Annotated in this window: 12 protein-coding genes; 5 read left to right on the top strand and 7 right to left on the bottom strand. The window is 69.5% G+C overall.

Annotated features, from left to right (window positions below):
* Positions 1 to 17: 17 nt before the first annotated feature.
* The 5 genes from fliJ to fliF are packed head-to-tail and all read right to left on the bottom strand — an operon-like array spanning position 18 to position 5,621.
* The gene (gene fliJ / locus VSR34_RS26820; RefSeq protein WP_028212048.1) at positions 18 to 470 is read right to left on the bottom strand and encodes a flagellar export protein FliJ; all 453 of its coding nucleotides are present in this window, start codon (positions 468 to 470) and stop codon (positions 18 to 20) included.
* Positions 467 to 2,167 (bottom strand): flagellar protein export ATPase FliI, encoded by a 1,701-nt coding sequence (gene fliI, locus VSR34_RS26815; RefSeq protein ID WP_081716003.1) that lies wholly within the window; start codon positions 2,165 to 2,167, stop codon positions 467 to 469. Before fliI ends, fliJ begins: the two co-directional genes overlap by 4 nt.
* Positions 2,161 to 2,838, bottom strand: a complete 678-nt coding sequence (gene fliH, locus VSR34_RS26810) for a flagellar assembly protein FliH (RefSeq protein WP_028212050.1) — start codon at positions 2,836 to 2,838, stop codon at positions 2,161 to 2,163. The genes fliI and fliH overlap by 7 nt, the downstream gene beginning before the upstream one ends.
* Positions 2,831 to 3,826 (bottom strand): flagellar motor switch protein FliG, encoded by a 996-nt coding sequence (gene fliG, locus VSR34_RS26805; protein WP_028212051.1) that lies wholly within the window; start codon positions 3,824 to 3,826, stop codon positions 2,831 to 2,833. Before fliG ends, fliH begins: the two co-directional genes overlap by 8 nt.
* Entirely contained in the window at positions 3,816 to 5,621 is a 1,806-nt protein-coding gene (gene fliF / locus VSR34_RS26800; protein WP_028212052.1) for a flagellar basal-body MS-ring/collar protein FliF, read from the bottom strand. Before fliF ends, fliG begins: the two co-directional genes overlap by 11 nt.
* 295 nt (positions 5,622 to 5,916) lie before the next feature.
* On the opposite strand from fliF, the gene fliE reads away from it, so the two are divergent.
* The 5 genes from fliE to VSR34_RS26775 all read left to right on the top strand — a co-directional run bounded on the left by fliE (position 5,917) and on the right by VSR34_RS26775 (position 9,292).
* Complete coding sequence (fliE, locus tag VSR34_RS26795) at positions 5,917 to 6,252, top strand: flagellar hook-basal body complex protein FliE (RefSeq protein ID WP_028212053.1); 336 nt, start codon at positions 5,917 to 5,919, stop codon at positions 6,250 to 6,252.
* 144 nt (positions 6,253 to 6,396) lie between these two features.
* Entirely contained in the window at positions 6,397 to 6,843 is a 447-nt protein-coding gene (gene fliS / locus VSR34_RS26790) for a flagellar export chaperone FliS (protein ID WP_028212054.1), read from the top strand.
* Positions 6,840 to 7,172, top strand: a complete 333-nt coding sequence (locus VSR34_RS26785) for a flagellar protein FliT (RefSeq protein ID WP_028231371.1) — start codon at positions 6,840 to 6,842, stop codon at positions 7,170 to 7,172. The genes fliS and VSR34_RS26785 overlap by 4 nt, the downstream gene beginning before the upstream one ends.
* Before the next feature lie 144 nt (positions 7,173 to 7,316).
* Positions 7,317 to 8,864 carry a flagellar hook-length control protein FliK gene (locus VSR34_RS26780; protein ID WP_342964035.1) on the top strand — a complete coding sequence of 516 codons (1,548 nt, stop codon included), beginning with the start codon at positions 7,317 to 7,319 and terminating at the stop codon, positions 8,862 to 8,864.
* Positions 8,861 to 9,292 (top strand): EscU/YscU/HrcU family type III secretion system export apparatus switch protein, encoded by a 432-nt coding sequence (locus tag VSR34_RS26775; RefSeq protein WP_342964034.1) that lies wholly within the window; start codon positions 8,861 to 8,863, stop codon positions 9,290 to 9,292. The genes VSR34_RS26780 and VSR34_RS26775 overlap by 4 nt, the downstream gene beginning before the upstream one ends.
* Here the strand turns inward: VSR34_RS26775 and VSR34_RS26770 are convergent.
* Entirely contained in the window at positions 9,270 to 10,751 is a 1,482-nt protein-coding gene (locus tag VSR34_RS26770) for a coniferyl aldehyde dehydrogenase (RefSeq protein WP_342964033.1), read from the bottom strand. The two genes, VSR34_RS26775 and VSR34_RS26770, sit on opposite strands and share 23 nt — an antisense overlap.
* Positions 10,752 to 10,834: 83 nt before the next feature.
* Entirely contained in the window at positions 10,835 to 12,583 is a 1,749-nt protein-coding gene (locus VSR34_RS26765) for an isovaleryl-CoA dehydrogenase (protein ID WP_342964032.1), read from the bottom strand.
* Between the last annotated feature and the right edge of the window lie 66 nt (positions 12,584 to 12,649).

Raw genomic sequence — 12,649 nt, 5'->3', positions numbered from 1 at the left:
GCGGCCTCGAAAACGTGTTACGGGTGTTGCGACGTTCGCATGCGTAGCACGCGGGCCGCGTGTTCGTCGGCGTCGCGCTGTTCGCGGCGGGCGTCCTTGCGGGCCTCGACTTCGTCCTGGCGCGACTGCAGGACCTCGTAGGAGCCGAGCTTCTGCTTGCTGCGCTGCCATTCGGGCCTGGCGGCCTCCACGCGCGCGGTGGCCTGCTCGAGAATGCGCCGCTGCTGCTCGATGGCCGAGTCGAGCGTGTCGATGAAAGCCTGAAAGTTGCGCACGTTGCCCGCAGCCATGCCGGTGCGCGCCGACTGGGTGAAGCGCGTGTGGTACTCGTCGCGGTAGGTGATGAGCGCCTGCAACTGCTTCTCGACCTCGCCGCGCTCGCGTTGCACGCGGCCAAGCTTCTGCGTGGCGGCGTCGACGTCGTCCTGGGCGAGGCCGATCAAGGTTTGCAGCGCGGTCTGTTTCGTCATGTCCTGGCTCCAATCAGTTGGCCGAGCATCTCGACGCTCTGATCATAATTCGCGGTTTCGCGAAAACCCTGCTGAAGGAAGGCCTCGATGCGCGGATACAGCGCGATCGCCCGGTCGAGCACGGCGTCGCGCCCACTGACGTAGGCACCCACGTTGATGAGGTCGCGGTTGCGCTGATAGCGCGAAAGCATCTGCTTGAATGCACGCGTCTGGTTCAGATGCGGGTCGTCGATCAGCGCGGTCATCGCGCGGCTGATCGAAGCCTCGATGTCGATGGCCGGATAGTGCCCCGCCTCGGCGAGCGCGCGGGAGAGCACGATATGGCCGTCGAGAATCGCGCGCGCCGAATCGGCGATCGGGTCCTGCTGGTCGTCGCCTTCGGTGAGCACGGTGTAGAACGCCGTGATCGAGCCGCCGCCCTCGGGGCCGTTGCCGGTGCGCTCGACGAGCGCCGGCAGCTTCGCGAACACCGAGGGCGGATAGCCCTTGGTCGCGGGCGGCTCGCCGATCGCGAGCGCGATCTCGCGCTGCGCCATCGCATAGCGCGTGAGCGAATCCATGAGCAGCAGCACGTGCTTGCCCTGGTCGCGGAAATATTCGGCGAGCGAGGTGCTGTACGCGGCGGCCTGCATGCGCAGGAGCGGCGAGACGTCGGCGGGCGCGGCCACGACCACCGAGCGCGCGAGGCCGTCCTCGCCGAGGATCTGCTCGATGAATTCCTTCACTTCGCGGCCCCGCTCGCCGATCAGGCCGATCACGATGACTTCGGCGCTGGTCGCGCGCGCCATCGTGCCGAGCAGCACCGACTTGCCCACGCCCGAGCCCGCGAAGAGGCCCATGCGCTGGCCGCGTCCGACCGTGAGCAGCGCGTTGATCGCGCGCACGCCCACGTCGAGCACCTTGTGGATCGGCTCGCGGTTCAGCGGATTGATGACGGGCGCGGTGAGCGGCGCGTCGGCCTCGGTGTTCAGCGGACCGAGACCGTCGAGCGGCTTGCCGGAGGCGTCGACCACGCGGCCGAGCATGCCCCAGCCCACCGGCAGGCGCTTGGCGCCCGCCATCGGGTCGGCGATCGGTGCGGTTTCGAGCGGCCAGACGCGCGCGCCGGGCAAGAGGCCCGCGACCTGGGTCGTCGGCATGAGGAAGAGCTTGTCGCCGCCAAAGCCGACCACTTCGGCTTCGGCCATCGGCAGCGAGCTGCCCGCGGGCAGCTCGATCATCACCTCCGCACCCACGGCGAGGCGCAGCCCCACCGCTTCGAGCACGAGGCCAGCTGCGCGCGTGAGACGCCCGCAGCCGCGCAGCGGCAGCGCGAGCGCATTGCGGTCACGCACGCCGCGCAGTTGCGCGTTCCACGCGGTCAGGAACGGGTTGGCCGGGTCGTAGTTCGGCGGCGGCACGTAGGGCGCGGGGCGCGCTTCGGGAGGCGCGCCGTGGTCCGTCGTCGCGGGGGCCGCGCTGGTTGGCGGGGCATCGGCGGCATCGGCGGCCAGCGCGGCGTCGATTGCATCGATCGCGTCGCTTGCGGCGATCTCGCGCGCGTTCGGGATGTCGAGGTCGCCCACGAGCAGCGCGCCGAGCTGTGCGGGATCGTGCGCGAGCGGCCCGAAGGAGGCGAGCGCGAGTTCCTGTTCGAGCGGTGTGAGGCCGCCCGTGTGGATCGCCTGATGGCTCGCCGGCTGCGAATGATTCACCATGGCCTCGCCTTGCCGAGCGCCGCCGTCACGCGCTCCCAGCGCGTGCGGATGCTGGCGTCGGTTTCGCCCGTCGCGGCCTGCGCGCGGCAGCCGCCGCGCTCGATCGTCGGGTCGGTGCGCACGGTCCAGCCGCGCGCCTCCAGATCTTCCATCAGGTAGGCCTCGACGATCGGCAGGTCGGCGGGGCTCACCACGAGCTGCGGCGAACCCGCGAGCTGCGGCTCGGCCGCGAGCACTTCGCGCGCGACCGCGACGAGCGCCGTCGGGTCATGCTGCACGTGCTGGCGCACGACTTGCTGCGCGATGTCCAGCGCCAGCTCGACGAGCGTCTCGGCTACGCCGGCCTGAGCCGTTTCGAGCGCGTCGCTAAAGCGGCTCGCGAGCGCCGCGAGCTGCGCCGCCTGCGCGCGCGCCTCGGCCTGACCCTGCTCGAAGCCTTGCTGGCGGCCCTGTTCGTGACCGGCCTGATAGCCGAGCGCCTGGCCCGCCACATGGCCCGACTTGAGCCCTTCCTGGTGGGCGGTGTCGCGCAAATGCTGGAGCTGCGCTTCGAAGGCGGCCGCCTCGTCGGGCGTGGGCGGCGGCGGCGGGGGAGGCGGCGGATCGAACGACGCCATCTCCCAGCGCTGGTACGCCGAGCGACGGCTGTTCGAAGATGTCGTCTCAGACATAAGCGTCTTCCGCCTTGCCGCCTAGCACGATCTGGCCGCTCTCGGCGAGGTTGCGCACGATCTGCAGGATGCGGCGCTGCTGCGCCTCGACTTCCGACACGCGCACCGGACCGCGCGCGTCGAGGTCTTCGGCGAGCAGTTCGGCCGCGCGCTGCGACATGTTCGAGAGGAACTTCGTGCGCAGCGCGGGCGGCGCGCCCTTGAGCGAAATGATGAGCGATTCCGACTCGACTTCCTTGAGCAGCAGCTGGATCGCGCGGTCTTCGAGGTCGAGCAGGTTCTCGAACACGAACATCTGGTCGATGATCTTCTGCGCGAGCTCCGCGTCGTAGGCGCGCACGTTCTCGATCACGCCTTCCTCGTGCTGGCTCGTCATGAAGTTGAGGATCTCGGCCGCCGTGCGAATGCCGCCCATCGGGCTGCGCTTGAGGTTGTCGCTGCCCGAGAGGAGGTTCGTGAGCACGTCGTCGAGCTCGCGCAGCGCCTGCGGCTGGATGCCGTCGAGCGTCGCGATACGCAGCAGCACGTCGTTGCGCAGGCGCTCGGTGAAGCACGAGGCGATTTCCGAGGCCTGGTCGCGGTCGAGGTGCACGAGGATCGTCGCGATGATCTGCGGGTGCTCGTTCTTGATGAGCTCCGCGACCGACCCGGAATCCATCCACTTGAGGCCTTCGATGCCGCTCGTGTCGCCGCCCTGGAGAATGCGGTCGATGATCGCGCCGGCCTTGTCCTCGCCCAGCGCCTTGTTGAGCACGTTGCGGATGTAGTCGTTCGAGTCGAGCGAGAAGGCGGTGTGCTGCTCGGCTTCCTTGACGAAGTCCTGCAGCACGGCCTCGATTTCCTCGCGCTTGACGTTCTTGAGCGCCGCCATCGCGGCGCCGATTTTTTGCACTTCGCGCGGACCGAGGAACTTGAAGACCTCGGCGGCCTCTTGCTCTCCGATCGACATGAGCAGCAGCGCGCTCTTGTTAGCGCCTTCAGCGTTCATCGTTCACCCAGCTCTTCACGACGGTTGCGACGATTTTCGGATCCTGGCGCGCGATGGTGCGCGCGTATTCCAGGTTGCGTTCGAACTTGTTCTTCTCGTTTTCGAAGGCGAGCAGGGCGGCTTCGCTATCCGCGCCTTCTTCGCCTTCGCCGCTCGCGCCCACGCGCACGGCCTCGGGGATGCCGTCGAGCAGCAGCGGCTCGCCGTCCGCCATGCCCGGCAGCGCAGGCGCGACCGGTTCGGGCGGCGGGAACGCGCGGCGCAGCGCCGGCTTCACCATCACGAAATAGAGGAACAGGGCGACCGCGCCAATGCCAAGCCACGTCGCAATCTGTTTGGCAAGGGCGAGGATGTCGGGTTGGCGCCACCATGGCAGGTTCGCGTTCGGATCGACTTCGGTCCGGAACGCGGCGTTCACCACGTTCACCGAGTCGCCGCGCTTCGCATCGTAGCCCATGGCGTCCTTCACGAGCTGCTCCACCTGCGCGAGCTTCTGCGCGTCGAGCGGCTGCAGGGTGGCGTGGCCCTTGGCGTCCAGCTTGGGCTGATAGTTCACGATCACGGCCACCGAAAGACGCTTGATGTCGCCCGGCGCCTGTTGATAGTGGCGCACGGTCTTGTCGAGCTCGTAGTTCGTGGTGGTGTCGCGATGATCGGAGACCGGCACCGAGGCGGCTGCGCCGCTCGCGCCCGCCGGCGCGCTGATGGGCGCGGAGGCCGGCTGCGGCGGCTGGTTCGTGAGCGCGCCGGGTACGCCGCCCGCGCCGCTTTGCTGCATCTCCGTGGAAATGTTCTGCTGCTGGCTGCGGATCGCGGCGGCCTGCGCGTTGCCGTTCGGACCGTAGGCCTCGGAGGTCTGCTCGAGCTTCGAGAAGTCGAGGTCGGCGCTCACCTGCGAGCGCGCGTTGCCGGCGCCGAAGAGCGGCGCGAGGATCGCGTCGATGCGCGACTGGGTATCGTGCTCGACCTGGCGCACGTACTTGAGCTGCGACGCGTCGAGGCCCACGCCCGTGGCGCTCTGCGTGAGGAGGTTGCCGTCCTGGTCGACCACCGTCACGTTGCGCACCGGCAGGTCCGGCACGGCGGAAGCCACCATGTGCGTGATGGCGGCGACCTGGCCGTCGTCGAGAATGCGGCCCGGGTACAGGTTCACGAGCACCGAGGCGGAAGGCGCCTCGCGCTCGCGCACGAATACCGAGGGCTTCGGAATGGCGAGATGCACGCGCGCCGACTTCACGCTCGCGATCGACTGGATGGTCTGCTCGAGTTCGCCTTCGAGCGCGCGCTGGTAATTGATTTGTTCGGCGAACTGGCTGATGCCGAACTTCTGGTTGTCCATCAGCTCGAAGCCCACCGAACCGTTCTTCGGCAGGCCCTGGGAGGCGAGGCGCAGGCGCATTTCGTTGACCTGCTCGGAGGGCACGAGAATCGCGCCGCCGGCGTCCGAGAGCTTGTAGGGAACGTTTGCGGCCTGGAGCGCGGTAATGATCGCGCCGCCGTCACGGTCCGAGAGATTGCTGTAGAGCACCTTGTAGTCGGGGGCGCGCGACCAGAGGACGAGACCCGCCACCACGGCCACCAGCAGTGCCACGGCAAAAATGAGCGGCGCGCGCGGGTTGCCGCGCACGTTGCGCAGCGACGAAAGCGAGCCGAGGCGCTGCGCAAAGCCGCCGCCGAGGTCTTCCGCGGCGCCCAGGCCTGCGCCCGCGCCAGCGCCGGGCGCGGCGCCGGCGCCAGAGGTGGCGAGGCCCATGCGGGCATCGGGGTTGATCAACGAGTTGGCTGTCGAATCCATGCGACGGGTATCTCCGGAGGCTTGCAGGTCTCGCCGCGCGCGGCAAAGACTTTCACTTGACGCATTATCCGCAGCCGCTTACAAGCCGATTGCGCGAATAGAGCCGGGTTTTCCCCCTAGTTTCGGGGCTGTCGAAAACGGGCCGCTGCTATGCTCTCCTCCAGATTCGGCGTCCTGTCGGCGCGCCGTGCCGGCCCGGGCCGCCGCATCGCTCGACGTCCGGCCTCAGGGCTCGTCCCCGAAACCCCGCGTGTCCTTCGCATGCCCTTCGCATGTCCTTTTTCGTGGAGCAAACATGACCGTGCCAGTATCCCCGCTCACGTCCGCCCTCGCGCAAATGCAGTCGATGGCGGCGCAGGCGGCCGGCGGCCCCACCGCAGCCGACGAGAAGTCGGGCGCGGCGACGGCCGGCGGGTTCGCCGCGGCCCTCAAGTCGTCGCTCGACCAGATCAGCGACGCCCAGAAGAAGGCGGTCGGCGAGTCGCAGGCGTTCGAGCTGGGCGCGAACAACGTGTCGCTCAACGACGTGATGGTCGACATGCAGAAAGCCAACATCGGCTTCCAGTTCGGCTTGCAGGTGCGCAACAAGCTCGTCGCGGCCTACACCGACATCATGCAGATCCAGGTCTGACGGCACCCGAGGCGTCCGCCCGCTCGATGCGCTAAAGCTTCTTCCCCTACGATCCGATAACCCGGCTAGAACTGCTCGTCGCGGCGCATGCGCCGCCTGCCGGGCGACCGCATTCACAGCCACACGTATCGAGGAGAAGCGCCGATGTTTTCCCCTGCCCAGTCTGGAGCCAACGCCTATGCACGAGTGGGCGTCGAAACGGGGGTCATGGGTGCAAGCCCGCACAAGCTGATCGTGCTGCTCTATCAGGGCGCGCGGCAGGCCATCGCGCAGGCACGGATGCATTTGCAGGCCGGCAACGTCGGCCCGCGCTGCGAGGCGATCGCCAAGGCGATCCGGATTGTCGAAAGCGGGCTCCAGCTCGCGTTGAACCTCGAGGCGGGCGGCGAGATCGCGCAGCGCCTCAATGCGCTCTACAGCTACATGACGAAGCGCTTGCTGGAAGCCAATATCAATCAGAGCGAGACCATGCTGGTCGAGGTCGACGGACTGCTGGCTACGCTCGAAGAAGCCTGGTTGGGGATAGGGCCGGAAGTGGCGCGGATGGCCGAAAGGGCGTCTGCGTCAGCGCCCGGCTCATTGACGAGATGAGTTCAAAAGCAGACTACTTCGCCCGCTACGAAGCGATCGCGGCTGTCTCGGGGCAGATGCTCTGCGCCGCGCGCGATGCGCACTGGAACGATCTGATCGGCCTGCAGGAGAAATACCGGCTCCTCGTCGATGGCCTCAAGGATGCCGAAGGGGTCGTACGGCTCAACGTTGCCGAAAGGGCGCGCAAGTACGAACTCATCCGCCAGATTCTCGCGGACGACGCCGCCATTCGCGACCTCGCGAGCCCTTGCATGGCGCGGCTTTCGGCACTCTTTTACGGCACCGCGCAGCCTGCGCGGGTCTTGCAGGAAATCTACGGCGCGCGCTAGCGCGGCGCGCCGGCGTGCCGGCGCAGGTCTGGCGCGCGACGGCTCGAAGCCTCGGCCGTGACGGGCAACGAGCGCCGCGCAAGGCATCGGCACAGAGGTCAACAGGAACGGGCAGCCAAGCGCCGTGCGCAGATCCGGAACACCATGAACGGAATCGACACCGGAGCCGCCGCGCTCCAGGCAAGCCGCATCGCGGCGCTCACGCCGGTCGGCCCGCAAGGCGCGGCCGGGGCGGCGCAAACGGGCGTCTCCGCGCTTGCCACGGGCACAGCGGCGCTCGCCGACAGCGAAACCAGCACCAGCAGCGCCCAGAACTCGACGCAGACCGTCCTTTCGGCGGTTGCGCTGGCGCTCGACGCCATCATCCGCTCGGGCGGCGAGGCGACGCCCGCCGTGGTGGGCCGTGCGCCGCTCTGGGCGAATCCGGATGCCGGCGGCACGGCCGGCGCGGCTGACGGCGCGGCCTCCTTGCCGCTGCCCGGCGTCGCAGGCGCCGAAGCCCAAGCGGTGGAAGCCGCACTGCTGGCCGACACGGCGCTCGCGGCGCAGGCCGTGGCCGCAGAGGCGCTAGCCGGCGCGGCCGACGCCGCGAGCAGCGCCGACGCGCAAGCCGCGTCTCCTCAAACCGCACAAACCACACAAACCACGCAGACCACGCAGACCACGCAAAGCGTCCAGGCCGGACAAACGAGCCAGGCCGCCCAGGCTGGCGCCGCGGCGCTTGCCGGCCCGGTCGCCGCGCTGGCGGCATCGCTCGCGCAGACCGTGAGCGCCAGCGGACTCTTCTACGAAGCCCATCTCGCGCAGTGGCTGCGCGGCCAGCGCTCGCCCGCCGAGCTTGCCGACGAGCCGCAGAACCGCCTGCTCGGCTCGAACGCGCAGCTTTCGCTCGACTGGAGCCGAGCCGCGGACGAGATCGACGACGTGCAGTGGACCGAAACCTTCGCCGACGCGCCAGGCGGCCCGCGCGGCGAGGCGGCCAACGCCAGTGCCGCCAACCCCAACGCGGCGTTGGCGCGCGCCTTCCCCGCGCTGGCCGATCCGCACGGCGAGGCGCCCATGGGGCAAACCCAAGGCCCGGGGCGCGCAGCCGCGACGCTGGCCGATACCCTGCTGCCCGCCGTGCACGACACCGCCGCGCAGGCTGCCGGCCCATCGGTGCATCCGGCGGTGATTCCGCTCGTTCGCCAGCAGCTCGACCTGCTCGCGACCGGCGAGTTTCGCTGGAACGGTGAGGCCTGGCCGGGCGTGCGAGTCGACTGGAGCATCCAGCAGGACGACTATGACGCCCACGATCCCCACCATGGCGCAGGCGGGGTGGGCCCCGACGACATTCCATGGCGCACGCGCCTCACGCTCGCGCTGCCGCAACTCGGCACCGTCGATGCGGAATTGACGCTCACGGGCTCGACGCTCGCCGTGCGGGTGCAGGCGAGCACGGGCGGCGCGGCGCAGCTCACCGCGCAAAGCGACGCGCTGCGCGGACGACTCGAAGCGCTCGGCCTCACGCTCGCCGGGTTCACGATCCGCGAGATCGGCGGCGGCGCGGGGACGAGCCCCGCCGAAGCGGCCAGGGCCGCGAGCGCGTACGCCGCGCAAACCGCGTCTGGCGCGCCGGCCGCGCCGGTCAGCCCCACGGCGGATGCGCACGGTGCCCGCGAGGATCGAGATCAAGACTGGGAGCTGGGATGAGCCGCACGCACCGCAAGAGCGCCGCGGCGCTCGCCTACGATGCCCCCGAAGCCGACGGCGCGCCGCGCGTGGTCGCGAAGGGCTACGGCCTCGTCGCCGAGATGATCGTGCAGCGCGCGCGGGAGGCCGGCCTCTATGTGCACGAAGCGCCGGAGATGGTTTCGCTGCTGATGCGCGTGGACCTCGACACGAAGATCCCGCCGCAGCTTTATCAGGCGGTGGCCGAACTGCTCGCGTGGCTGCACCGGCTCGAAGCGGAAAACGACGCGAAGGCCAAAGCGGCGGCGCAGGCGCGCCACGGCAATCCTGCCGCGAGCCCGGCCGGCGGCGCCCCGCGCGATATCCACGACGTTCGCGGCATGCGGGAGATCGGCGGCGCCCGTGGCGGCCGCCCCGCGCTGCCCTTCAAGCCTTCAACATCAACCTGATCAGCATGGCGATCCGTCTGCCGTAGGGCGGCGCGATGAGTGTCCGCGCGTTCAGGCGCGCCTGCGTGAACACCGGCTTCATCTTCGAGAACGTCACGAAGCCCTCGTAGCCGTGATATGCCCCCATGCCGCTCGCGCCCACGCCGCCGAACGGCAGCCCCTCGGCGGCGAGGTGCAGGAGCGTCTCGTTGACCGACATGCCGCCCGCCACCGTTTCGCGGGTCACGCGCTCGACCGTGCGCGAGTCGTCGGCGTAGACGTAGAGCGAGAGCGGGCGCGGGCGCGCGTTCACGTAGCGCAGGGCCTCGTCGAGCGTGTCGTAGGGCACGAGTGGCAAGATCGGTCCGAAGATTTCTTCCTGCATGAGCGCCGTCTGTGCGCCCGCCTGCGTCACGATGACGGGCGCGAAGCGCCGCGTCGCGGCGTCGTGCGGGCCGAGCGCGTGCAATTGCGCGCCGCTCGCCTCGGCTTCGCCGGCGAGACGTTGGAGGCGCTCGAAGTGGCGCGCCGAGATGATCGACGTGTAGTCGCGGTTGTTCGAAAAGTCGGGATAGAGCTGCGCGAAGCGCGTGCGGGCGCGCGCGATGAAAGCCGCTTCCTGACCGCGCGGCAGCAGCACGTAGTCGGGCGCGATGCAGGTCTGTCCCGCATTGAGCGTCTTGCCTAGCAGCACGCTGTCGACCGCGTAGTTCAGGCGCGCCTCTTCGCCGATGATCACCGGCGACTTGCCGCCCAGCTCGAGCGTGACGGGCGTGAGGTTCGCGGCGGCCGCGCGCATGACCTCGTGACCCACGCGCGTCGAGCCCGTGAACAGCAGATGGTCGAACGGCAGCGCGCTGAAGGCGGCGCCCACCGCGGCATCGCCGTTCACGACGGCCACGTGGTCGCGCGCGAAGGCCTTGCCGATCAACGCCTCGAAGAGCGCCGACGTGCGCGGCGTGAGTTCCGACATCTTGATCATGGCGCGGTTGCCCGCCGCGAGCGCGCACACGAGCGGGCTCGCGGCGAGCAGCAGCGGATAGTTCCACGGCACGACGATGCCCGCCACGCCGAGCGGCTGCGGCACCACCTTGGCGCGCCCCGGCAGCAGCCACTTGCCCACCGGGCGCCGGCGCGGCTTCATCCAGCGCGCGCCGTGCCTGAGCGCCGCGTCGATCTCCTGCTTGAGGACCACGAATTCCGCGAGCGCGACTTCCGCTTTCGAGCGCTGGCCGAAGTCGGCGTTCATCGCTTCGGCGAGCGCGTCGCGGTGCGAGAACAGCACGTCGCGCAGCGTCTTGAGATGGCGCGCGCGCGTTTCCCACGAGGGGAACGGGTCGCGCAGGAAGGCTTCGCGTTGCGCGGCGAGCAGCGTGTCCAGCGCGGCGCGCGGGTCTGGCTCGCGGGCATCATGTGCAGCGCGCGCGTCGTGCGTGGCGTGCGTGTCGTGGGCGGTGGCTTCGGGCAGATCCTGCCTCATGGTCGGTCCTCGTGAGGTCCGCCGGCGCTGTGGCGCGCGGGCGAACGGTGCGTGTGCGATAGATGGATGGTCGGGGCAGGTTCTCAGCGCGATGGAAAGGCCCGCTCGATGATCGCCGCGTGATCGAAGCGCGCGGGCAGCGTCCCGAACACGCGGTCGCAGTCGGCGTCGTGCTCGTCCAGACGCGTGGCGATGAACGCATCCGCCGTCTCATGCGGTCCCTCGTGCGCGGCTTCGCGCAGCAGGATGGCCTGCGCGATCAGCACGATTTGCTGCGCGATGCGCCGCGCGCTTGTCTCGCGCGTGCCCGGCGCGCCGTTGAGCAGCACCGAGAGGCGGTCGAGCGCGGCGTCGAGCACGGGGTGAGTCTGCGCGTCGCGCCGCCACGCGAGAAAGAGCGCCTGCGCGGCGTCGGCCTCGCGCTCCAGCGCGCGCAGCACGTCGAGGCACATCACGTTGCCCGAGCCCTCCCAGATCGAGTTGACGGGCGCTTCGCGGTAAAAGCGCGCCATGGGCCCTTCCTCGACGTAGCCGTTGCCGCCCCACACCTCCATCGCCTCGCCCGTGAACGCGAGCGCGCGCTTGCAGACCCAGAACTTCGCGGCCGGCGTGACGATGCGCCGCCAGGCGCGCGCTTCGAGCGCGGTCGTGTCGACGCTGTCTTCGTCGGGTCGGGCATCGGCGCTGTCCTCGAATGCGCGCGCGAGGCGCATGAAGAGCGCCGTCGCCGCCTCCGATTCGAGCGCGAGATCGGCCAGCACGTTCTGCATGAGCGGCTGCTGCGCGAGCGGGCGGCCGAACGCGCTACGGTGGCGGGCGTGATGGATCGCCTGCACGAGCGCCGCGCGCATGAGCGCCGCGCTGCCAATCACGCAGTCGAGCCGCGTGTAGTTCGCCATCTCGATGATGGTCGCCACCCCGCGGCCTTCGTCGCCGACCATGACACCGTACGCGTCGAAGAACTCTACTTCGCTGCTCGCGTTCGAGCGGTTGCCGAGCTTGTTTTTCAGACGTTGCACGTTCACCGCGTTTTTCGTGCCGTCGGGGCGATAGCGCGGCACGAAGAAGCACGAGAGACTGGGGGCGCCCGAGCCGTCATGCTCCGTGGTGCGCGCGAGCACGAGATGCGCGTCGCACTGCGGCGCGGAGAAGAACCACTTGTGGCCGGTGAGCAGATAAGCCGCGCCGCGGCCCGTCTCGATGCCCGCCGCCCGCGCCTCGGTGCGGTTGCTGCGCACGTCGGAGCCGCCCTGTTTCTCGGTCATGCCCATGCCGATCATCATCGAGCGCTTTTGCGCGAGCGGCACGTCGCGAGGATCGTGCTCGCGTGTGTAAAGCGCCTCGCGCAGCGTTTCGAACAGCGCCGGCTCGCGCTGCAGCACGGGGATGCTCGCGAACGTCATGGTGAGCGGGCAGAGCGAACCCGACTCGATCTGCGCATGGAGGAAGTAGCCCGCGCAGCGCGCGGCCATCGCGCCTGGGCGCGGGTCCGAGTAGGGCAGCGCGTGCAGCCCTTGCTCGCGCAGCAGCGCGAGCAGTTCGTGCCAGGCCGGATGGAATTCGATCTCGTCGATGCGCTCGCCGCGCGGGCTGTGCGTGTGCAGTTCGGGCTCGTGGCGGTTGGCGAGGTCGGCGAGTGCGAGCGTTTGCGCTTTGCCCAGCGCCTCGCCGTGGCGCGTCAGGGTCTCGCGGTGCCAGTCCGCGCCCGCGCGCGTGAGCGCCTCGCCGAGCGCGGCGTCGGTGGTGAAGAGGTTGTAGTCGGCAAGCGGCGGCGCCTGGTTCGTGACTTCGTGTGTCGTGCCGGGGCGATGCGTGACGTCCGTCGAGTTCATTTGCTTGTCTCCTGTCGGCCAGAGTGAGTGCCTGCTCCTCCGATTCCATGCAAAGCATGCTGCCCG

This window comes from Paraburkholderia sp. JHI2823, from assembly GCF_038900695.1.
Lineage (GTDB): Bacteria > Pseudomonadota > Gammaproteobacteria > Burkholderiales > Burkholderiaceae > Paraburkholderia > Paraburkholderia mimosarum.
This window is presented reverse-complemented; position numbering and strand designations above follow the sequence as displayed.